The organism is Rahnella sp. PAMC25559, assembly GCF_050632365.1.
GTDB classification, from domain to species: Bacteria; Pseudomonadota; Gammaproteobacteria; order Enterobacterales; family Enterobacteriaceae; genus Rahnella; species Rahnella rivi.
Genome location: NZ_CP192544.1, coordinates 235,391 through 260,959, shown reverse-complemented (window position 1 = coordinate 260,959; position 25,569 = coordinate 235,391). Strand labels below are relative to the sequence as shown.

Here is a 25,569-nt window from a genome sequence, read left to right as displayed (position 1 = left end):
TAATACCCTCACGGAATAATAGTCACTCTCAGTTATTGATATTTTTTTTCAATTCTTTTATAAGCTGACATTTATTTGCAATATGTTTAGGAGTAATCTTAATCGTAATTAATGGAATGGATGACAGGGGTTCGAGAGTGAAGATCAGTAAAATTTGTTTGTATACCGTGCCGCTTTTGCTGGTTGCAGGAATAGCTTATGGTAATTTCAAGGGAGGTAGTGAGCCGACTTATGTTACTGAAGCTATGAGTGCTGTCAGTAACAAGATGTCTTATGACTACGGTATAACCACCTGTAAAGCGAATCAGTATCAGGTTGATAAGTGGAAAATTTCATGCATGTCTGCAAATACCCCCACTGCTCTAAGTTATTCTGTGTTACCTGCAGAAAAGGCACCCTACAGCGTTCCTACCCCTTTCTATCTTATTGCTGACAATGATGTAGCCAGGAAAGCTGCAGGAGAAGGACTGCTGAGTTTTATGATGATAGACATCCGAGCTGAAGCAGATCAGGTTAAGCAGTTGGCCACTAACTAATTTGTCTGATGCCTCTTTGAAAAAAGCTCATAACCCTCCCATGGAGGGTTTTTATATATGTAAACCAGTCAGGCAGTTCAAAAGTCAACAGTTGCAAATCCACGTTCCACCTCATAACTTTTTTACCTTGCCGATAAGCAATGGTTTTCCTAACCTCTTAAAACGTTCAAGAATAGCTTTAACATTTAAGGAGGGCATATGGGCGAATCTGAAAAGTACGATGAGATTTGTGTGATTCTTGGGGGATGTTGTCTTTGGTTTACGCCAAAACGGCTACGAAATCAGCCGTAAGAATTTGATAAAGGTTTCCGCTAATAAGCGCATGCATTTGGTTAATGAGTGTGAGGTTGAGTGTTACAAGTCTATTATTAACAAGCTTTCTGATGCATAAAAAAGCCAGCGACAGGCGGGCAATGAACATCAGTTTTTACATTTGGGAATTACTCGGATAGAACGCATTAATTATAACGCGAACATGTTAACTCAATCGGCAGAGTAGCTAATCATAAGCGTTGTGTTTGTTAGATGGGGTCCGGCGGAAGTGTAGATTTAGAAAAGTCACCTTAAAAATTAAGAATTAATTAACATTCATTTACTAACGAAAAATAATTTCGCTTAATAGTAAGTTGTTCCATTTGATTAATTTAACTCAAATAAGTGTTTTGTTATTAATGTTAAATTATAATTGTTAACTAATAAGGTGAGTTTCTCAAGATAAAGAGCGTTAATTTTATTTTTTATAACTAAAGCTTATAAGTGTGCTTTATTTCTCAGTAATCATTATCTACATCATTCATTCTTGATTTGACTACCCAAAAAACCAGCCCGATGACAAACACAAAAGCGATGATCACAATCAATGTGATTTTCACAATATTCTGAGCCTTTTTATTTAAAATCTTGTGACAATGATCCTACTCTTATCGTACGCATAAGTTATCTTAAAAATTAAATTATTTTTGTAATAAAATAGTACAATAAATACTAATCATCATCTTAACCATTATTATCTGATAAGAAAAAAACGGCTCGCTGGCTAGGTTGAAAAATTGTTGTTCTGGAAGTTTCAAAGGCAAATCTATCCCTACTAGGAGATTTTTTCGTTGCCTGAGGGGAACCCCGTCAAAAAAGTAGTTAATGGCTCAAGTGAACACATCCCTCATCTCAAGTTTATTTCCTTGCCAGTCAGCAGCATAACTAAGGTGTCGCTGAAGGGTATCTTAGCCTTCTTCAAAACTAATCCTCTTCAAACGTGACTCATTTAACCTTTTCATTAGCAAGCAATAGGGCAGTAAGGTTGGATGAAATTCAAACGGGGGCACTCTGGAAGAATCATGGGAAGAGGAAAAGGCAGCATTTATCACGGGCGAGCGACCCACTCGGCAATTTGCCCGAGCAGCACCACGCGGCGACGGTCGAACTGATCGGCAACGTGGCCGGCGACCAGCGCCAGCAACACCGACGGCAGAAACTGCACCAGACCAATCAGCCCGAGGTCGAACGCCCGACCGGTCATCGAGTAAATCTGCCAGCTCACCACAATGGAAAGCATCTGGAAACCGAAGCTGGAAGCCGCACGGGCGATCCAGAAAGCGACAAACGAGCGGTGCTGTAACAGTGAGTCCGACTGGCCGGAGAGAGCAGACATGACAAATCCCTGAAGAAAATGAAAGATGCCGGGTCTGCGGTCGGTGACGACTCGTTAGCCCGGCAATTATTGTGTATACAAATAATTAACAAACAAGGTGAGTCGTATATTTATCACAAAACCTGCGGCAAATCTTTAACCCGCAGAGTGAACAACGTTGTCGTGCGCGGTCTGGCGGTGCAGCCTGCGGATTGCCACCATGCAAAACGGCCTCCGCAGAGGCCGTTGTTTACCGTTTTAAACAGGAGGGAACCTTTACCAGCGCAGTTCGCGGCCGGAATATTCCACAAAATGATGGCCGCCTTTGCCGCGCCATTTTTCGAACACATCAGCAATGCCGTTGGTGCTTTCAGAGATGGTCAGTGTGGCATTTTCACCACCCATGTCAGTCTGCACCCAGCCCGGATGCACGGATAAAAGCGTCTGACCCTGCTTGTCGGTTTCTTCTTTCAGCGGACGCGTCAGCATATTCAAAGCCGCTTTGCTGGCGGAATAGAGCGGGTAAGTGGCGACGTCGTTTTCATTCAGGCTGGCCAGTTCAGACGTCATCAGCGCGATGACACCTGTTTTCGCTTTCAGCAAAGGCAGCAATTCTGTTGCGCAGCGCACCGGGGAAAACGTGTTGGTCATAAACAGCCTGACGATCTCTTCATCATCTGCCTGATTGACGTCCTGATGATCCGGGCCGAATGCCCCTGCGTTAACAAAAATCAGGTCGAACGTGCTGTCTGAAAGCGCATCTTTCACCGCCTTGCGTTCATCAGCTTTATTGATGTCCAGCTTCAGCCACTCTGCAGAGGACGGGCTGCCGGCAGGAACCGCATCACGCGTCGTCGCGGTGACCTGCCAGCCGCGTTCTGCCAGAACTTTTACCACGCCTAAACCGATACCGCGCGAGGCGCCAATGATCAATGCTTTCTGAGAATTAGTCATATTCATCCTTTTGTTCAATGGGTTATATCAGATATTCGTTTTCAGCCTTTCGTCATGTTACCGGCAGTATGCGGCAGAGCCCGCGGGGCAGCAATGGCTTGCTGTCCCATTTTCCCGGTGTGCGGTTGACGTCTTCACGTTTTACACACCGACCGGTTTTATAAAATAATTAAAATAGTTTCATTGCGAACAGGTAATGATTTTTAATGAGTTTTTGACAAATTTGACTTAAACGGACGTTGAATTCGCGGTGCGACAGAGGCAATTTCCCGTTTTATGGCTAATCTTATTTAAGCTGCTGTCAGGTTTATATATTTAATATGGCCTTTTGCGGTGGTTCTCAGGAGTTTAACGTACCTTATTTGCTTTTTTTTAATGAAAAGTATGGTAACCAATGGAGATATCAAAATGATTGAAAACCCTAACCCTGCACCAGGGCATTACAATAATACGCTGGTTGAACCGGTAAATTCTGTTCCCCTTAAACGTATTTCATGGAGTGCGGTATTCGCGGGTGTCATTATTTCAATGGTGGTTTATCTGCTGTTGTCCATATTAGGTACCGCGGTCGGAGCCAGTACCATTGATCCGCTGAAAGAACAAAATCCGCTGGACGGTCTGGGTATGGGCGCGGCCATCTGGACCGGTGCCAGTATGTTGATCTCCATCGCGGCCGGTGCTTACGCCAGCGGCCGTCTGGCCCAGCGCGAAGGTGCGCTGCATGGTCTGTTAATGTTTGGCGTCAATACGCTGATTTGCGCCTGGTTCCTGCTGGTGGTGGTGAATAATGCCATGAGCGGCGCGATGAGTGTGGTGGGTTCCGGGTTGCAAACGTTAGGCAGCGGAATATCCGCCGCCGCGCCGCCGGTGACTCAGATGGTAAAAGATAAACTGGGCGAGAATAATATTAACCTCGACAGTTTACAGAATGAACTTGAAACCACGTTGCGTCAGACGGGTAAACCGGAATTACAGCCGGAGAACTTGCAAAATAAAGCGGAAGGTGAAGTCAATAATGCACAGGCGCAGGCCGGTGACACCGCGAACCATCCGCAAACTGCCGACACTGATTTGACCAACTTTATTAAGGGCCTTATTTCCCGTAATGAAGCGACATTCCAGGCGGCTGACCGCGAAGCGCTGAAAAATATCATCAAAGCGCGTACCGGTAAAAGCGATCAGGAAGTGGATCAGATTGTCAGCCAGGCTGAGAAAACCTATCAGCAGGCGCGGGCAAAATACGAAGAACTGAAACAGCAGGCGGAGCAGAAAGCCCGTGAAGCTGGCGAGAAAGCCGCCGCCGCCACGGCGAAAGCCAGCTGGTTCGCCTTCTTTATGTTAATCGTTGAAGCCGTACTGGCCGGTGCGATGGGCATGTTGGGTCGCCGCACTCAGCCTGAGCCGGTGTTTACACATCAGCGTCATTAACGGCTAAGTCAGTTGTCGTTTATACCCGGAGGGAGATAGCGATATCTCCCTCTTTTTATGTGCAGATTCACCCCGCGCCGCCGCGCATCCCGCAACATTCCCGTACCCCCCTCCCGCCTGAACGCCCGCAAATGCCATGCGTTATTGCCACCCTCCGGCGCAGTGCGTAATGTGGAGGTTTCGAACAATTCTCTCAGGTGAAAAAAGCATGATCACCCTTAAATGGTTTAGCCTCGTCTTTGTCTGTGTTTTGCTGCTGTCATTTGGATACAGCTATGCCAAAGCGACCCAGACCAAAGAAGAACCCGTGCAAAACTGGTCAACGGCACGCCGTGATTCCGCCGGGATTGCACCCGATCCGGTTAAGCTCAAAGACACCGCGATTGTGCAGATTTACGTTGCACCCACTTACGGATGGCGCGGGCTGGTCGCCGTCCACCCGTGGATTATTTTCAAACGTGAAGGGGAAACCGCCTTTACCCGTTACGACGTGGTCAGCTGGGGCAGCGACAACGTCGTTCGCCGCAACTACGCCATACCTGACGGCTACTGGTTTGGTTCAAGGCCGAGAAAGCTGGTCGATCACCGGGACGCGTCAGCGCAGGCGCTGATCCCGCAGATCGAAGCGGCCATCAAAAATTACCCTTATCCGCATACCTATCACGCCTGGCCGGGCCCGAACAGTAACACCTTTATGGCGCATATTGGCCGTGAAGTGCCGGATCTCAAGTTAGATATGCCATCGAATGCGATCGGTAAAGACTATCGCGGCATCACCAATCCGATCGGTTTACCGCCGTCGGGGCGTGGCGTTCAGGTATCGGTGCTGGGGCTTCTGGGCGTCACGATGGGCGTGGAAGAGGGCGTGGAGGTCAATGTGTTAGGGCTAAATCTCGGCATTGATATTAAGTCTCCGGCGCTGCGTTTACCCTTCATCGGGCGTGTGGGTTTTGATAATCCCGGCAATGCCGAACTCTGAGCAGATACCCCTTCAACACATCAGTTTCATTAAACAATTCCGCCGTTTTTTATTCTGCTGATTTTTCACCTTTGCCTGAAGTGATTCAGGCAAAACACCCTAAGGAATTATTCAGAATAATCGTTCGCTTTTCTCTCATTTCACCCTCCTGACACGCCGTATAAGACAAATTCAGGTGATTTTCTTTGTAAGGATTTCGCAAATATTCCTAGGATTTGCCTGACTTTTGTAAAGCTTTTCCGACGATTGTGAACGAATCCCCTGATTTCAGTGTGCTTTTTGTCACTTCACGACATCTTTTTGTGAGAAAAATAACACCCTGATATCACAGGCAAATTCATTCATCTGATGAATGCAAAACTTAGGATTTTTCGCACCGCGTGAATGTGTCCTCCGATTGTTTCAGAGCGTTCCGACGGTTTTCAGCCACTATTTCTGAGTGAGGAACATTGCAATAATGATGCCGTAAGTGAAAAGGAAGAGATGTTTCGGAAACAGTGCGACAGCGGCACGAGGATGTTTCCGACAGGATACCGACAGGAGCGTCAGATGAAAAAAATGCTTAAGAGTGTCGTAACAAAGTGCAGCGTGCTCACTCTGTTTCTGACGCTGCCGTTTATCACACAGGCCGCCGTTTCAGAAACAGCGCCACAGTGGGCCACTGCGCCGTCGATGAAAGGCATGGATTCGGTGGATCTGAAAACCGCCATTTTGCAGGCGTTTTCCCGCAGCCCGTCCGTTACCCAGCAGGCGTATCAGATGGGGATTGGTCAGGCGCAAATCCGCGAAGCGCAAAGTGCGTGGTATCCGCAAATCGGGCTGACCGCCAATACCGGTAACTCGACGCAGCAGGACTCCTTCAACAGCCTGAACAATGCGGCGGCTTACGGCCTGACGCTCTCACAGCTGGTTTACGATTTCGGCAAAACCAACGCCAGTATTCACCAGCAGAAATCTGCGCAGGAAAGCTATCGCTACAAACTGCTGGCGACACTGTCTGACGTCGCCGAACAAACGGCAACGGCGTATCTCGATGTGCTGAAATATCAGGATCTGACCCAGGCCGTGCAGGATAATATTAATGCGCTCGAAGAAGTCCGGCGAATGTCTTCTTTGCGCGCCGATGCCGGATTAAGTACCCGCTCGGATGTATTACAGGCGCAATCACGTATTTCCGGGATGCGTTCAACACTGAAACAATATCAGGCGAGCTTATCTGCGGCGAAAGCCCAATTAGCGTCGCTGACCGGCGTGAAAGCAAATCATTACCTGCCCGTGTCCGGTGTGAATTTAGATCCGCCGGTCATGCCGGATAATATTAATTATTCGCGTGTGCCGTCCGTGTTATATGCGCAGGCGCAACAAGAGTCCGCCTCATTTGAAGTGAATAAAGCCAAGTCTGATTATTTACCGACCCTGAGTTTACAGGCCAGCCGAACCCGTTACGAAACAACCAATAACCCTTACTGGAATAATCAGATCCAGCTGCACGTGAATGCTCCGCTCTACCAGGGAGGCGCGGTTTCCGCCCGCGTTAGCCAGGCGGAAGGGCATAAAAACATTGCCGCCACGCTGGTCGATCAGGCCAAGCTGGATGTACTGCAAAAAGCCTCTGTGGCTTATGCCAACTGGGCTGGCGCACAAGGGCAGTTGCAGGCCAGTGCGGATCAGTTGCAGGATTCTGTCCGCTCGCGTGATGTGTACAAAAACGAATATAAGCTCAATCAGCGCACCCTGAATGACTTACTCAGCGTGGAACAGGATGTATTCCAGGCGCAGTTTTCACAGGTCAGCGCCCGATACGACAGCTGGTATTCGCAAATAAATTACGCCACGGCGATGAATGATTTATTGCCACAACTCGGTATTAACCAGGGCGTGAGTCAGTCACTGCCTGATTTAAAGTAACCTGCAGTTCCGACAGAAAAACAATGCCAGGTTAATGGCGTTGTAATAACACCTATTGGGTATATAAAAGGAATGGACACAATATCATGAGCAAAACCATGGATATTATTTCTCGTAAAACGTCATTGAAAAATGTTTTCACCGCAGAAGGAAATACATCCGTCGCGATGAATGAATCCGGTGTGGTCGTTATTCATGACGCAGTGAAAAATGTCGCCAGCTATGAACGCAGCGGCAATGATCTGATTATTCATATGCAGGATGGTTCGGTTATTCGCTGCGTAGGATATTTCGAGAATATAGGTGATAAAGACGAGAATAAACTGGTCTTTCAGGATGAAAATCAGCAGATGACCGAGGTGAATTTCACCGACGCCACTGCCCCTCATGATACGCCGGTATTTACCCTCACCGCGGCGGAAACCCCGCTGGCGGATATGAGCAGCTTAATGCTCAGCACGGCAGAAGTGACCGTGGAATGGCCGTACCTGCTGGCCGGCGTGCTGGGCGCGGGCGCGGCGGGCGCGTTGCTGGGTCACAGCGGCGGCACCGACGAAAAAACCAGGGTCATCGATAACACCAAAGATGTCGAAGTGGCACAGCCGACGTTCCTCGTGACCGACACGCAGGGCGACAGCCAGGGCATTCTGGCGAATCAGGCGGTGACCGACGACACGCGTCCGACCTTCACCGGCACCGGGTATCCGGGGGCGGATATCGCCATTGTGGATGCCAGCGGTAACATCATCGCCACCACCGTGGTTGACGCAAACGGGCAGTGGACGGCACAACTGGCCGCGCAGTCTGCCGGTTCGCATACCTACATGGTGGTACAGGAAAGCAACGGTTCCACCACTAGCGCAGGCTCCATCACCCTGACCATTGTCACGGCCAAAGCCTCCCTGAGCATCGACACCATGGCGGGCGATAACGTGCTCAACGCTGCCGAAGCAGGCAGCGACGTGACGCTTTCCGGTAAAAGCGAAAACCTGGCGGCGGGCACCACCGTGACCGTTTCCCTTAATGGCTCAAGCTGGCAGACCACCGTGGGTGCAGACGGCTCCTGGTCCGTGCAGGTGCCGGCGGCAGACGCGCAGGCCCTGGCTGACGGCGTTCACACCGTGCAGGTCAGCGGCGTGGATCGCGCCGGTAACAATATCACTTCCGCCTCAACGCTGACGGTGGATACGCACCCTCCGTCGCTGACCATCGGCACGCTGGCGGGCGATGACATTCTTAATGCGGCGGAAGCGGGCAGCGACCTGATCCTCAGCGGCACCTCGGATGCCGGTGCCGGTCAGACCGTCACTCTGAACCTGAACGGCCAGACCTACACCACGACCGTTGGCGCAGACGGCAACTGGTCCGTGAGCGTTCCGGCCGCGCAGGCAGGCGCACTGGCGAACGGCAACGTCACCCTCAGCGCCAGCGTCAGCGATGCGGCGGGCAACAGCACTTCCACCACGCATGATTTCCGCGTAGACACCACCGTGCCGGTCGTCACCATCGATACCATCGCCGGTGACAACATCCTTAACAGTGCGGAGCAAATGCAGGCGCACATCGTCAGCGGCACCAGCACCGGCGGGGAAGCGGGCGACACCGTCACACTGGTCATCAACGGCCAGACCTACACCACAACGCTGGCGGCGGATGGCTCATGGAGCATCGGTTTACCGGCGTCCGTGTTCAGTTCACTGGCAGACGGCAGCCACGATGTCAGCGTCAGCATCACCGACAAAGCAGGCAATACCGGCAGCCAGACCTCGACCCTCGTACTGTCTTCCGATTTGCCGGAACTGACCATCGATACCGTCGCGATTGAAAACGTGATCAACGCCGAAGCCAAAGGCGCAGCACTGGCCGTCACCGGCACCAGCAGCAGCCCGGATGGCACCTCCGTCACCCTGACGCTCAACGGTGTGGATTACACCACCCGCGTCAGCGGCGGCCAATGGTCCGTCAGCATTCCGGCGTCCGATGTGGCGAAACTCGGCGAAGCCCGTTACACCCTGACGGTCGTCAGCACCGACGCGGCCGGCAACACCGGTAGCGCATCGCATCAGGTGCAGGTGGATTCCGTGCTGCCGCAGGTCACGGTGAACGTCACCGCAGGCGATGACATCATCAACGCCACAGAAATCACCGCCGACCAGATCCTCAGCGGGAAAGTCACTCATGCGGCGGCGGGCGATACCGTGCTCGTCACCGTGGGCGGCCACACTTATCAGACCACCGTCGCAGACGACCTGAGCTGGAGCGTCAGCGTGCCAGCGGCAGACTGGCAGGCGCTTGGCGACGGAAATCTTACCGTCAGCGCGTCAGTGACCAACCAGCACGGCAACACCGGCAACGGTGAGCGCGAAATCATCATCGACGCCAGTCTGCCGGGCTTGCGCATAGATACCGTTGCGGGCGATGACATCGTCAACAGCATCGAAATTCAGCAAAACCAGATCATCAGCGGTACCAGCACCGGCATTGCCGAAGGCAGTACGGTGATCGTGACGGTGAACGGCGTGGAGTATCGGGCGAATGTGAGCGCCAGCGGCAGCTGGTCTGCGGCCATTCCGGCAGCAGACGTGGCGAACTGGCCTGCGGGCGAGCTGAACATCAGCGTGACCGGCTCCAGCACGTCGGGCAACAGCGTCAGCATTGCCAACAACATCACCGTAGATCTCAGCAGCGTGGCGATTGCCATCGACACCATTGCGCTGGACAACATCCTCAATGCCGCGGAAAAAGCGGCAGATGTCACGCTGAGCGGCACCACACAAAATGTCGAAGCCGGTCAGCAGGTGACGGTGAATTTCGCGGGCGGCACCTATCAGACGACGGTGCAGGCGGACGGCAGCTGGAGCGTCACCGTTGCGGCGGCGGACATCAGAAATCTGAAAGACGGCGACACTAACGTGAGCGTCAGCGTGAACAACGTCGCGGGCAATAACGCCAGCGCGGCGCAGGAACTGACGGTAGACACCGCCGCGCCAACGCTGAGCCTTAACGTGATCGCCGGTGACAACGTACTGAACAGCGCCGAAGCGGGCGCGGACGTGGTGCTGAGCGGCACGACAACCGCCGAAGCCGGTCAGCAGGTGACGATTACCCTTAACGGCAAAACCTACATCGCCGACGTGGCGGCAGACGGCACCTGGAACACCACGGTGCCAGCGGCGGATGCGGGGGCGATCACTGACGGCACTTACACCGTCAGCGCCAGCGTCAGCGATATCGCCGGTAATACCACCGGCGCGACAGGCTCATTGCTGGTGGATGTCACTGCACCAACCCTGACTATCAATACCGTGGCCGCCGACGACGTGATCAACGCGCAGGAGCATCAGCAAAACCTGATGATCACCGGCGGCAGCACCGGCGTGCCTGCGGGCGGGCTGGTCACCGTTGAAATCGACGGCCACAGCTACACCGCCGCGGTGGATGCGTCGGGCAACTGGAGCGTCGGCGTTCCGGCGTCTGTGGTCAGCACCCTGAACGATACCGGTTACACCATCACTGCCAGCGTGAAAGACGCGGCGGGCAATCCGGGCTCCGTCACGCACGACTTCACGGTGGATACCGCTGCACCGGCGCTGACCATCAACACGGTCGCCTCTGACGACGTGATCAACGCCATTGAAAAAGGCGAAGCGCTGACCGTCAGCGGCACCAGCGACGGTGCGGACGGCTCAACCGTTACCCTGACCCTTAACGGCAAAGCGTACAGCACCCAGGTCAGCGGCGGCGTCTGGACGCTGGACGTTCCGGCAACTGATGTCGCAAACCTCGGCGAAGCAAACTACACGCTGAACGCCTCCAGCACCGACGCGGCGGGCAACACCGGCAGCACCACGCACAACGTGCTGGTGGACAGTTCGTTGCCATCCGTGATCATCAATGCGGTGGCGGGCGACGATATCATCAACGCTGCCGAAGCGGCGGCAGACCAGACCCTGAGCGGCCGCGTCACCAACGCGGCAGAGGGTGACACTGTCACTATCACGCTCGGCGGCAAAACGTATGAAGCCAAAGTGCAGGCAGATCTGAGCTGGAGCATCAGCGTGCCATCGGCTGACCTGCAAGGGTTCGGCGACGGCGACCTGACCGTCAGCGCCAGCGTGACCAACCAGCACGGCAACACCGGCAACGGCGAGCGCGATATCGCCATCGACGCCAACCTGCCGGGCCTGCGTCTGGATACCGTGGCCGGTGACGACATCGTCAACAGCATCGAAGTCCAGCAAAACCAGATCATCAGCGGCACCAGCACCGATCTCGAACCGAACAGCACTGTGACCGTAACCGTGAACGGCGTGGATTACTCCGCAAGCGTACAGGCCAACGGCAGCTGGTCGGCGGCAATCCCGGCAGCGGACGTGGCGAACTGGCCTGCGGGCCCGCTTGCCATCACCGTCAGCGGCGCGGACGCCTCAGGTAACCCGGTGACCATCACGCAAAACATCACCGTTGATCTGAGCAGCGTGGCGATCACCGTCGATACCATCGCGGTGGACGACATCATCAACGCCGCGGAAAAGGCGGCAGACCTGACGTTGAGCGGCACAACGCAAAACGTTGAAGCCGGTCGCGATGTGACCGTTAACTTTGCGGGTCACACTTACACCGCCAAAGTGGCCGACGACGGCAGCTGGAGCGTGACCGTTCCGGCAGCGGACATGGCTGCGCTGAAAGATGGCGACGCCACGGCCACCGTCAGCGTGACCAACGCGGCAGGCAACAGCGCCAGTGCGGCGAATACCGCAGAAGTGGACACCTCTGCGCCAACGCTGAGCCTTAACGTGATCGCCGGAGACAACGTACTGAACAGCGCGGAAGCGGGCGCAGACGTGGTAGTGAGCGGGACAACAAACGCGGAAGCCGGTCAGCAGGTGACGATTACCCTTAACGGCAAAACCTACACCGCCGACGTGGCGGCCGACGGCACCTGGCGCACCACGGTACCGGCGGCAGATGCGGGGGCGATCACAGACGGCACTTACACCGTCAGCGCCAGCGTCAGCGATATCGCCGGTAACACCACCGGCGCAACCGGCTCGCTGCTGGTGGACGTGACCGCGCCGGTGGTGACCATCAACACCATCGCCGGTGACGATGTCATCAACCTCAGCGAACACGCTCAGGCGCAGGTGATCAGCGGCGGCAGCACCGGCACGGTCAGCGGTAACACCGTGACAGTGGTGATTGACGGCAACACCTACACCACCGTGGTGGACGCCAGCGGCAACTGGAGCGTCGGCGTTCCGGCCAGCGTGATCAGCGGGATTTCTGACGGCACTTACACCGTCAGCGTCAGCATCACCGACAGCGCAGGCAACACCGGTTCTCAGACGCATGATGTCACCGTCGACACCGGCCTGCCGGGCCTGAGCATTGATGCGATTTCGCAGGACAACGTGCTGAATGCCATTGAAAAAGGTGAAAACCTGACGATTTCCGGCACCGGCACCAACCTGAGCGAAGGCACGCAGGTTACTGTGACGCTGAACGGCGTGACTTATACCGCGCAGATTGCGGCGGGCGTCTGGAGCCTGACGGTTCCGGCCAGCGCACTGGCGGCACTGGGCGAAGCGAACTACAGCGTGACCGCCAGCGCCAACAGCGATATCGGCAACAACATTACCGAAAGCGCTAACCTGCTGGTCGATACCTCGCTGCCATCCGTCACCATCAATGCGGTGGCGGGCGACGATATCATCAACGCCGCCGAAGCGGCGGCAGACCAGACCCTGAGCGGCCGCGTCACCAATGCGTCAGAGGGTGACACTGTCACTATCACGCTCGGCGGCAAAACGTATGAAGCTAAAGTCCAGGCAGATCTGAGCTGGAGCGTCAGCGTGCCATCGGCTGACCTGCAAGGGTTCGGCGACGGCGACCTGACCGTCAGCGCCAGCGTGACCAACCAGCATGGAAATACTGGCTCGAATGAACGTGATATCGCCATCGACGCCAACCTGCCGGGCCTGCGTCTGGATACCGTGGCCGGTGACGATATCGTCAACAGCATCGAAATCCAGCAAAACCAGATCATCAGCGGCACCAGCACCGATCTCGAACCGAACAGCACTGTGACGGTGACCGTGAACGGCGTGGATTACTCCGCAAGCGTGAAGGCCAACGGCAGCTGGTCGGCGGCAATCCCTGCTGCGGACGTGGCGAACTGGCCTGCGGGCCCGCTGGCCATCACCGTCAGCGGCGCGGACGCCTCCGGCAATCCGGTGAGCATCACGCAAAACATCACCGTTGATCTGGGCAGCGTGGCGATCACCGTCGATACCATTGCGGTTGATGACATCATCAACGCGGCGGAAAAAGCGGCAGACCTGACCCTGAGCGGCACAACCCAAAACGTCGAGGCCGGTCGCGACGTGACCGTCAACTTTGCGGGGCACACTTATACCGCCAAAGTGGCCGACGACGGCAGCTGGAGCGTCACCGTTCCGGCAGCGGACATGGCGGCGCTGAAAGATGGCGACGCCACGGCGAACGTCAGCGTGACCAACGCGGCAGGCAACAGCGCCAGCGCGGCGAATACCGCAGAAGTGGATGCTTCCGCGCCGGTGGTGACCATTAATACCGTCACCAGCAGCGACGTGCTGACCGCGGTTTCGGGCAATGCAGACGTCACGCTGAGCGGCACCAGCACCGCTGAAACCGGGCAGACCGTCACCATTACGCTCGGCGGCAATACTTATCTTGCGCAGGTTGCCGCAGACGGCACCTGGACCACCACCGTACCGGGCACTGTGTTCTCCGGCCTGGGCGATGGCAGCTACACCATCAACGCCTCGGTCAGCGATATCGCGGGCAACCCGGCATCGGCAACAGGCACCGCGCAGGTAGATCTCACCGCGCCGGTCGTGACCATCAACACCGTCGCGGGCGATAACGTCATTAACAGCAGCGAACATGCGCAGGCGCAGGTCATCAGCGGCACCGTCTCCGGCGTGGAGGCAGGCAGCGTTGTCATCGTCACCATCAATAACGTCGATTACCGTACGGTCAGCGACGCCAGCGGCAACTGGAGCGTCGGCGTTGCGGCGGACGTGATCAGCGGTCTGAACGACGGCAGCTACACCATCACCGCACAGGCGACGGACGTGGCCGGGAACACGGGTTCTGCAAACCGCGATGTGACCGTCGAAACGACCGCGCCGGTATTTACCATCAATGACATGGCCGGTGGCGACAACATCCTTAATGCCACCGAAGCGCTCACCACACTGACCATCACCGGTACGGTGTCCGGTCTGGCGGATGGCACCCAGGTTATCGTCACGCTTAACGGACTGGACTATCAGGGCATCGTGACCAACGGCGCATGGAGTGCAGACGTTCCGGCCAGCGATCTGGCGAACCTCGGACAGGCGTTGTATCAGGTGAGCGTGCGTGGCACCGACGAGTACGGCAACAGCGGTTCAGTCAGCAAAGGCCTGCAAACCTCTTCTGACAGCCCGGCCGTGACCATCAACGTAGTAGCTGGTGATGACGTGATCAACGCCAGCGAAGTGACCGCCGATCAGGTGATCAGCGGCACCGTGCTCCATGCGGAAGCGGGGCAACAGGTGGTGGTCACCGTGGGCGGCAAGACGTATTACGCCGAAGTACAAAATGACCTGACCTGGAGTCTGACCGTTCCGGCTGCCGATCTCGCCGCAATGGGCGACGGCGCGCTGACGGTTTCCGCAACGGTGACCAATCTCAGCGGCAACACCGGTTCCGGTGAGCGTGATATTGCCATCGACGCGGCGATCCCCGGTTTACGCATTGATACCATTGCCGGTGACGATATCGTCAACAGCATTGAAATTAACCAAAACCAGATCATCAGCGGCACCAGCACCGGCATTGCCGAAGGCAGCACGGTGATCGTGACGGTCAACGGCGTGGAGTATCGGGCGAATGTGAGTGCCAGCGGCAGCTGGAGTGCGGCCGTTCCGGCAGCGGACGTGGCGAACTGGCCTGCGGGCGCACTGACGGTTTCCGTCAGCGGCACCAGCTCAGCCGGAAACAATGTCACCATTTCTGACGACATCACGGTGGATCTGACCGGTGTGGCGATCGCCATCGACACCGTCACCACCGACAACATCCTCAACGCGGCGGAAAAAGCGGCAGATCTGACCCTGAACGGCACAACGCAAAACGTTGAAGCCGGTCAGAATGTCACGGTGATTTTCGCCGGTCATACCTACACCGCCAAAGTGGCCGACGACGGAAGCTGGAGCGTGACCGTTCCGGCGGCAGACATGGCGGCGCTGAAAGACGGCGACGCTACCGTTTCCGTGAGCGTCACCAATCTGGCAGGCAACAGCGCCAGTGCGGCGAATACTGTGGAAGTAGACACCGCCGCGCCAACGCTGACCATCAACACCCTCGCCGGTGACAACGTGCTCAACAGTGCGGAAGCGGGCGCAGACGTGGTAGTGAGCGGCACGACAAACGCCGAACCCGGTCAGCAGGTGACGATTACCCTGAACGGTAAAACCTACACCGCGGAAGTCGCGGCAGACGGCACCTGGCGCACCACGGTACCGGCGGCGGATGCGGGCGCGATCACTGACGGCACTTACACCGTCAGCGCCAGCGTCAGCGACATTGCCGGTAACACCACCGGCGCAACCGGCTCGCTGCTGGTGGACGTGACCGCGCCAACCCTGACCATCAACACCGTGGCAGCCGACGACGTGATCAACGCGCAGGAGCATCAGCAAAACCTGATGATCACCGGCGGCAGCACCGGCGTTCCTGCGGGCGGGCTGGTGACGGTTGAAATTGACGGCCACAGCTACACCGCCGCGGTGGATGCGAACGGCAACTGGAGCGTCGGCGTTCCGGCGTCTGTCGTCAGCACCCTGAACGATACCGGCTACACCGTCACCGCCAGCGCGCAAGACGCGGCGGGCAATCCTGGCTCCGCCACGCACGACGTTACGGTTGATACCGTTTCTCCGGCGCTGACCATCAACACCGTGGCCTCTGACGACGTGATCAACGCCATTGAAAAAGGCGAAGCCCTCACCGTCAGCGGCACCAGCGACGGCGCGGACGGCTCAACCGTCACCCTGACTCTTAACGGCAAAGCGTACAGCACCCAGGTCAGCGGCGGCGTCTGGACGCTGGACGTTCCGGCAACTGATGTCGCAAACCTCGGCGAAGCGAACTACACGCTGAACGCTTCCAGCACCGACGCGGCGGGCAACACCGGCAGCGCCACGCACAATGTGCTTGTCGATACCTCGCTGCCATCCGTGATCATCAACGCGGTGGCGGGTGACGACGTGATCAACGCCGCCGAAGCGGCGGCAGACCAGACCCTGAGCGGCCGCGTCACCAATGCGGCAGAGGGTGACACTGTCACCATCACGCTCGGCGGCAAAACCTACGAAGCCAACGTGCAGGGAGATCTGAGCTGGAGCGTCAGCGTGCCATCGGCTGACCTGCAAGGGTTCGGCGACGGCGACCTGACCGTCAGCGCCAGCGTGACCAACCAGCACGGCAACACCGGCAACGGTGAGCGCGAAATTGCCATCGACGCTAACCTGCCGGGCCTGCGTCTGGATACCGTGGCCGGTGACGACATCGTCAACAGCATCGAAATCCAGCAAAATCAGATCATCAGCGGCACCAGCACCGATCTCGAACCGAACAGCAATGTAACCGTGACCGTGAACGGCGTGGATTATTCCGCAAGCGTACAGGCCAACGGCAGCTGGTCGGCGGCAATCCCGGCAGCGGACGTGGCGAACTGGCCTGCGGGCTCTCTGGCGATCACCGTCAGCGGCGCGGACGCCTCCGGCAATCCGGTGAGCATCACGCAAAACATCACCGTGGATCTGAGCAGCGTGGCGATCACCGTCGATACCATTGCGGTTGACGACATCATCAACGCGGCGGAAAAAGCGGCAGACCTGACCCTGAGCGGCACAACGCAAAACGTTGAGGCCGGTCGCGACGTGACCGTTAACTTTGCCGGTCACATTTACACGGCCAAAGTGGCCGACGACGGCAGCTGGAGTGTGAACGTTCCGGCAGCGGACATGGCCGCGCTGAAAGACGGAGACGCCACGGCGACCGTCAGCGTGACCAACGCGGCAGGCAACAGCGCCAGCGCGGCGAATACCGCTGAAGTGGATGCTTCCGCGCCAACGCTGAGCCTTAACGTGATCGCAGGTGACAACGTACTGAACAGCGCCGAAGCGGGTGCAGACGTGGTGGTGAGCGGGACGACAAACGCCGAAGCCGGTCAGCAGGTGACGATTACCCTTAACGGAAAAACCTACACCGCGGAAGTGGCGGCAGACGGCACCTGGCGCACCACGGTGCCAGCGGCAGACGCGGGGGCGATCACCGACGGCACTTACACCGTCAGCGCCAGCGTCAGCGACATTGCCGGTAACACCACCGGCGCGACAGGCTCGCTGCTGGTGGACGTCACCGCGCCGGTGGTGACCATCAACACTATCGCCGGTGACGATGTCATCAACCTCAGCGAACACGCTCAGGCGCAGGTGATCAGCGGCGGCAGCACCGGCACGGTCAGCGGTAACACCGTGACAGTGGTGATTGACGGCAACACCTACACCACCGTGGTGGACGCCAGCGGCAACTGGAGCGTCGGCGTACCGGCCAGCGTGATCAGCGGGATTTCTGACGGCACTTATACCGTCAGCGTCAGCATCACCGACAGCGCAGGCAATACCGGTTCTCAGACGCATGATGTCACCGTCGACACCGGCCTGCCGGGCCTGAGCATTGATGCGATTTCGCAGGACAACGTGCTGAATGCCATTGAAAAAGGTGCAGACCTGACGATTTCCGGCACCGGCACCAACCTGAGCGAAGGCACGCAGGTTACCGTGACGCTGAACGGCGTGACCTATACCGCGCAGATTGCGGCGGGCGTCTGGAGCCTGACGGTTCCGGCCAGCGCACTGGCGGCACTGGGCGAGGCGAACTACAGCGTGACCGCCAGCGCCAACAGCGATATCGGCAACAACATCACCGAAAGCGCTAACCTGCTGGTCGATACTTCGCTGCCATCCGTCACCATCAATGCGGTGGCGGGCGACGACGTGATCAACGCTGCCGAAGCGGCGGCAGACCAGACCCTGAGCGGCCGCGTCACCAACGCGGCAGAGGGTGACACTGTCACCATTACGCTCGGCGGCAAAACGTATGAAGCTAAAGTCCAGGCAGATCTGAGCTGGAGCGTCAGCGTGCCATCGGCTGACCTGCAAGGGTTCGGCGACGGCGACCTGACCGTCAGCGCCAGCGTGACCAACCAGCATGGAAATACTGGCTCGAACGAGCGTGATATCTCCATCGACGCCAACCTGCCGGGCCTGCGTCTGGATACCGTGGCCGGTGACGATATCGTCAACAGCATCGAAATCCAGCAAAACCAAATCATCAGCGGCACCAGCACCGATCTCGAACCGAACAGCACTGTGACGGTGACCGTGAACGGCGTGGAATATTCCGCAAGCGTACAGGCCAACGGCAGCTGGTCGGCGGCAATCCCTGCTGCTGACGTGGCGAACTGGCCAGCGGGCGAGCTTGCCATCACCGTCAGCGGCGCGGACGCCTCCGGCAATCCGGTGAGCATTACGCAAAACATCACCGTTGATCTGAGCAGCGTGGCGATCACCGTCGATACCATCGCGGTGGACGACATCATCAACGCGGCGGAGAAAGCGGCAGACCTGACCCTGAGCGGCACGACGCAAAACGTCGAAGCCGGTCGCGACGTGACCGTTAACTTTGCCGGTCACATTTACACCGCCAAAGTGGGCGACGACGGCAGCTGGAGCGTGACCGTTCCGGCGGCAGACATGGCGGCGCTGAAAGACGGCGACGCCACGGCGACCGTCAGCGTGACCAACGCGGCGGGCAACAGCGCCAGCGCGGCGAATACCGCAGAAGTGGATGCTTCCGCGCCAACGCTGAGCCTTAACGTGATCGCCGGTGACAACGTGCTCAACAGCGCCGAAGCGGGCGCAGATGTGGTATTGAGCGGGACGACAACCGCCGAAGCCGGTCAGCAGGTGACGATTACCCTTAACGGTAAAACCTACACCGCCGACGTGGCGGCAGACGGTACCTGGAACACCACTGTGCCGGCGGTAGACGCGGTGGCGATCACCGACGGCACTTATACCGTCAGCGCCAGCGTCAGCGATATCGCCGGTAACACCACCGGCGCAACCGGCTCGCTGCTGGTGGATGTCACCGCGCCGGTGGTCACCGTCAACACCGTCGCCGGTGATGACGTGCTGAACACCGCAGAACATGCGCAGGCGCAGGTGATCACCGGTGGCAGCACCGGGACGCAGGCGGGCAATCTGGTGACGCTGGTGATTGACGGCAACACCTACACCACCGTGGTGGACGCCAGCGGTAACTGGAGCGTCGGCGTACCGGCGAGCGTGATCAGCGCGCTGGCCTCCGGCGAAACGACCTTCACGGTGAGCATCACTGACAGCGCGGGCAACACCGGCAGCACAGGGCATCTGATCACCGTCAATACCGATGCGGTCAGCCTGAGCATCGATGCGATTGCGCAGGATGACATCATCAATGCGGCGGAGCACGGCAACAGCCTGACGCTTTCCGGCAGCAGTGAAAAACTGATTTCCGGCACAGAAGTCGCCGTTGTGCTGAACGGCAAAACCTACACCGCACAGGTGGATGTCAACGGTGACTGGACGCTGAGCGTTCCGGCGACCGATGTCGCCAGCCTGACGGACGGTAACTACACCGTGACCGCCAGCGCCCGCGATACGGCGGGTAATCCGGCCAGCGCCAGCCATGACGTGCTGGTGGATACCACCGCACCGGCGCTGTTGATCAACCCGATCACCGCCGACGGCATGCTGAACGCGGCGGAGCTGGGGCAGCCATTAACCCTGAGCGGCACCTCCACGGCGCAGGCCGGTCAGACGGCGAGCGTGACGCTCAACAGTGTCACGTATACCGCGCGGGTTAACGCCGACGGCACCTGGTCGCTGCAGGTTCCACAGGACGACGTGGCGGCCTTGCAGGATGGCACCCTGACGGTCACTGCCAGCACCACGGACGTGGCGGGCAACCCGGCCTCGGCGAGCGCGTCAGTGATTGTCGATACCCTTGCGCCGACGCTGACCATCAGCACCATTGCCGGTGATGACATCATCAACACCACCGAGCAACAGGCGGGTCAGACCATCAGCGGCACCACGTCGGCAGAAGCCGGTCAGACGGTCACCGTGACCTTCAACAACCGCGAATACCACGGCACCGTTACCGCAGAAGGGACGTGGAGCGTGAATGTGCCTGCGGCAGATTTCAACGGTGTGGCCGACGGCAGTTATACCGTCAGCGCGTCCGTGACGGATGTGGCGGGGAACCCGGCAGCGGCGGATTCTTCTGTCAGCCTCAGCGGTGTGGTGCCTGAAGTCACCATCAACACCTTCGCGCAGGACGACGTGATAAGCGCGGCGGAACACGCCGGGCCGCTGGCGATTTCCGGCACCTCAACGGCACCGGCAGGTTCCATCGTGACAGTGACGCTGAACGGCCAGAGCTACACCACGCAGGTCGGCAACGACCAGAACTGGACGATGAACCTCAGCGCCAATGCGGTGAACGCACTGGCGGATGGCGAGAATTACACCATCACCGCGTCGGTCACCAACAGCATCGGCAACGTCGGTGCGGCCAGTCACGACATTGCGGTAGACACCACCGCGCCATCGATGACCATCACCCTGGATTCGATCAGCGATGATACCGGCCGCAGCAACAGCGATTTCGTGACCAGCGACAACACCATCACGCTTAACGGCACGCTGTCTGCGGCACTGGGCAACAACGAATTCGCGCAAATCAGCCTGGATGGCGGGGTGACCTGGACTGACTTAACCGTGACCGGCACGACCTGGCGCTATGCGCAGGGGAGCGCGCTGGCGGATGGCAGTTACACCTATAACGTGCGCGTGATTGATGCGGCAGGCAACGTCGGTTCGACGGCGGCGCAGACCGTGGTAATTGATACCCAGGCACCGGACGCCAGCCAGACCATCAGTATCGATGCGATTTCGCAGGATACCGGCCTGAGCAGCAGCGACTTTATCACCAGCGACACCACCATTAACCTGCGCGGCACGCTCGGCGCGGCGCTGGGGGCGGATGAGTATGCCCAAATCAGCCTCGACGGTGGCACTACCTGGCAAGACGTCAGCATCAGCGGCCTTACCTGGACCTATATTGATGGCCGTACGCTGACCGACGGGGATTACAACTACCAGATGCGCGTGGTCGATCTGGCCGGGAACGTCGGCGCGACCGCCAGCCAGGTGGTCACGATCGATACCACGGCACCGGACAGCAGAAAAACCGTCAGTATTGATGCAATAAGTCCGGATACCGGTCTGAGCAGCACCGACTTTGTGACCAGCAGCACCGCGCTGACCGTCACCGGTAAGCTCGGCGCGGCGCTGGCTGCCGACGAGTTCGTGCAGGTCAGCCTCGATGGCGGTGTGACCTGGTCGAACGCGACCACCATCGGCACCGGCTGGACATTTGTGGATGGCCGCACGCTGACGGACGGTGATTACACCTATAACGTCCGCGTGGTGGACACAGCGGGTAACGTCGGCAGCGTGACCTCGAAAGTGGTTACCGTTGATACCGTTGCGCCGGACAGCACTAAAACCGTGACCATCGACAGCATCAGCACGGACACCGGTATTTCAGACAGCGACTTCGTGACCAGCGATACCTCGCTGACGGTCACCGGCTCGATTGGCGCGGAACTTGGCGCAGGCGAAGTGGTGCAGATCAGTGTCGATAACGGCGCGACCTGGACCACCGTGACGCTGCAGGGCAGCACCTGGCGCTACGTGGATGGCCGCACGCTGACCGACGGCCAGACGCTGTATCAGGTTCGCGTGGTGGATCAGGCCGGTAACGTTGGCCAGACCGCGCAGCAGGTGGTGACCATTGACACCACCGCGCCGACGCAACTCATCACCATTGGCGCGATCAGCACTGACACCGGCGATTCCGCCAGTGACTTTATTACCAGCGACAATACCCTGACGTTCACGGGAAGGCTGAGCGCGACGCTGGCGACCGACGAAAGGGCGCAAATCAGCCTCGACGGCGGCAACACCTGGACGGATGTGATCGTCAACGGCCAGTCATGGAGCTATGACGCCACCGGCACCGTGCTGACCGACGGCAATCATAACGTGCAGGTCCGGGTTATCGATCAGGCAGGCAACATCGGCACGATCGGCAGCCAGACCGTGGTCATCGACACGCTGAACCCGGAAGCGGTAGCGACCATCGTTCAGTATTCGGATGACGAAGGCGACCGTCAGGGATCCTTCGGTTCCGGCACTTACACCGATGAAACCGCACCGACGCTGAGCGGCACGCTGAGCAAGGCACTGGCCGATGGCGAAGTGCTGAAGATCTACCGCAACGGCGTGTTTGTTGGCGTCGCGACGGTGGTCGGTCTGGCCTGGACCTTCTCGGATTCGGCGCTGGCTGACGGCACCTATGTTTACGTCGCGACTTCGCAGGATCTGGCGGGGAACACCACGTCATCCACCGATTTTACATTGACCGTGGATACGTCAATTCCGACCACCATTGCCACCGTGACAGCGGAATCTACGCAGGACACCACGCCGATCATCAGCGGGACTTTGTCCGAATCACTGGGCGAAGGCATGTATGTGCAGGTGGTGGTCAACGGCGTGACCTACACGTCGGAAGCTGGCGGTGCCGTGGTCGTCGATCCGCTCAACAACACCTGGTATTTGCAGGTGCCGGGCGCACTGGGGCTGGCAAGTTATGACGTGACCGCGCAGGTAAGAAGCAGCGCCGGTAACGGTAACGATGCGGGCATCAGCACCAGCGCGATCATCGTGTATGCCGAAACCGCCGTGGACACCAGCTGGGCCACCACCGCAGGGGCGACAACCACCAACGCGATGGCGTTCAGCGTGAACGCTAACGGTTTGTGGAACATTGTCACCGGTATCTCCGATTACACCAGTACCGACCTGAACAGCTATACCGGCACCACGCTGACCAACTCCCGCGGCAACATTGTGGTGAGTTATACGCTGGCGGATACCGACCGTAACGGCACGTCAGACATTTATGCGACGGAAACCAACTACGGCGGCAGCATCCAGGGCAAATGGACGGCGAACCCGGACGGCACTTACACCTACGGCCAGCAGGCTGTCGGCACGCTGATCTGGTACGGCGGCGTGATTGCTTATGACAAAACCGGCGATGGCTGGGTGGATCTGGCCTACGGCGATGCGGGCGGCGACTCCCGTACGTATCTGGTCAATAACAACGGCGTACTTTCCGCGGACGGTACCAACGGCGCGGCAGGGCTGGCGGGGGTGACATACCGTGAAATCTCCGGCGTGGATATCAACAACGACGGTACCGTGGACATCGTTCAGCACACCAACCGCAACGGCGCGTATGCGCTGACGGTGGTGAGCAACAACGGAACCGGCACGCTGACAGAAACCCAAAATATCGCCAACGTCTTTGTGCCGAATGCGGCCAACACCACCACGGCGGCGTCGATGACATGGGCGGACTTCAACGGCGACGGCCTGATGGATTTGTACATTTCCTCCGGTCTGAATCCGAACGGCACGTACAACTATGGCGGCGCGATTTATTACAACAGCGGGCAGGGCACCCTGCTGACCACGCCAACGGCGGTGGGCGCGGCGACGACCAATGCGGCATCAGCCGGGTATCTCTCCGCCGCCGTGGACTGGGACGGTGACGGTGATATGGACATCATCAAGTTCAGCACCTACTCCGGCAGCCAGACCGCCACGCTGTTTATGAATGACGGCACCGGTAACAACTGGAGCAGCAACACGCTGGCCACCGCACTGGTCAACGTCACGGGGATTGCCACCCTCGATTACGACTGGAACGGAACACAGGATCTGCTGGTGTCGCAGGCTAACGGCAAAGTGGTGTACATCGCCAACAACAGCACCATTGCCGACGGCACGGCGATCCACCTGCGCATTCTCGACGGCGAAGGGATGAACGTGTTCTACGGCAATACCGTTCAGCTGTACAACTCAGCCGGTGAACTGGTGGCCTCGCAGATCATCAACGCCCAGTCAGGTATCGGGATTAACGATGCCTCGGCGCTGGTGAACTTCTACGGGCTGGATCCGAATGAAACCTATTCGGCGGTGCTGGTGCGCAACATCAACGGCGTGTCGTCCAATGCCACCTGGACTGACCTGACCGCAGGCGATGGCACCAGCAGCTACTCGGTAACGGCGGATGCCGCCACCGGCGGACAAAGCGGCACCCTTACCGGAACCGGCTACAACGATACGTTTATCGCGGAAAGCGGCACCTATATCTACAACGGTTCCGGCGGCTGGAGCACCACGTCAGACCATGCGACATGGAGCGCCACCGGGGGTCAGGACATCGTCGATTACCGCAATGCCACCAGCGGAGTCACCGTGGATCTGAGCAACACCAATGCCCAGAATACCGGGTTCAACACGTCAACCTTCAAAGATATCGAAGGCATTGCCGGGTCGAACTTTGACGATGTGTTCACCGGCAGCGCGGGCGATAACGTGTTCGAAGGGCGCGGCGGCAACGACACCTTCAACCTGGGCAACGGCGGGCACGACACGCTGCTGTACAAGTTGCTGGACAGTTCTGACGCCACCGGCGGTAACGGTGCCGACACCATCAACGGCTTTACGGTCGGCACATGGGAAGGCACGGCGAACACCGACCGTCTTGATCTGAGCGATCTGTTGCAGTCGAGCGGTTACACCGGTACGGCAGATGCCAGCTACGTGAACGGCGTCGCCACCCTGGGCGCTGGCGTCGGCAATCTGGCGGAGTACCTGAGCGTCAGCACTGAAGGCAACGACACCGTCATCAAGGTCGATCTGGATGGCAGCGGCACAGCGCAGTCGATGACCACCATCGCCACGCTGACCAACGTTCACACCGATCTGGCGACGCTGCTGGCGAACCATCAGTTAGTGGTTGGCTAACGGCAACCGGAAAGCGGCGGGGCAGAGGGATGATCCTCTGCTCCGCTTCTC

Annotated in this window: 6 protein-coding genes and 1 pseudogene; 5 read left to right on the top strand and 2 right to left on the bottom strand. The window is 57.9% G+C overall.

Features of this window, described 5'->3' with window-relative positions; all coding sequences use genetic code 11:
- Window positions 1–137: 137 nt before the first annotated feature.
- Window positions 138–536, top strand: coding sequence for a hypothetical protein (locus tag ACQZQY_RS23545; RefSeq protein WP_431297352.1), 399 nt, complete (start codon window positions 138–140; stop codon window positions 534–536).
- A gap of 1,369 nt (window positions 537–1,905) precedes the next feature.
- Here ACQZQY_RS23545 and ACQZQY_RS23540 read toward each other — a convergent pair.
- Both ACQZQY_RS23540 and ACQZQY_RS23535 read right to left on the bottom strand, forming a co-directional pair.
- Window positions 1,906–2,184, bottom strand: a pseudogene (locus tag ACQZQY_RS23540) (MFS transporter); the annotation flags it as partial.
- A gap of 255 nt (window positions 2,185–2,439) precedes the next feature.
- Complete coding sequence (locus tag ACQZQY_RS23535; RefSeq protein WP_431297351.1) at window positions 2,440–3,117, bottom strand: SDR family oxidoreductase; 678 nt, start codon at window positions 3,115–3,117, stop codon at window positions 2,440–2,442.
- A gap of 408 nt (window positions 3,118–3,525) precedes the next feature.
- On the opposite strand from ACQZQY_RS23535, the gene ACQZQY_RS23530 reads away from it, so the two are divergent.
- The 4 genes from ACQZQY_RS23530 (at window position 3,526) to ACQZQY_RS23515 (ending at window position 25,518) form a co-directional block, all read left to right on the top strand.
- Window positions 3,526–4,545: a hypothetical protein gene (locus ACQZQY_RS23530; RefSeq protein WP_235533401.1), complete on the top strand. Its 1,020-nt coding sequence runs from the start codon at window positions 3,526–3,528 to the stop codon at window positions 4,543–4,545.
- 208 nt (window positions 4,546–4,753) lie between these two features.
- A complete protein-coding gene (locus ACQZQY_RS23525) occupies window positions 4,754–5,524 on the top strand; it encodes a DUF3750 domain-containing protein (RefSeq protein WP_431297350.1) in 771 nt (256 codons plus the stop codon).
- 549 nt (window positions 5,525–6,073) lie between these two features.
- Window positions 6,074–7,432, top strand: a complete 1,359-nt coding sequence (locus ACQZQY_RS23520; protein WP_082465701.1) for a TolC family outer membrane protein — start codon at window positions 6,074–6,076, stop codon at window positions 7,430–7,432.
- An 86-nt stretch (window positions 7,433–7,518) separates the two neighbouring features.
- Complete coding sequence (locus ACQZQY_RS23515) at window positions 7,519–25,518, top strand: Ig-like domain-containing protein (protein WP_431297349.1); 18,000 nt, start codon at window positions 7,519–7,521, stop codon at window positions 25,516–25,518.
- Window positions 25,519–25,569 lie beyond the last annotated feature (51 nt).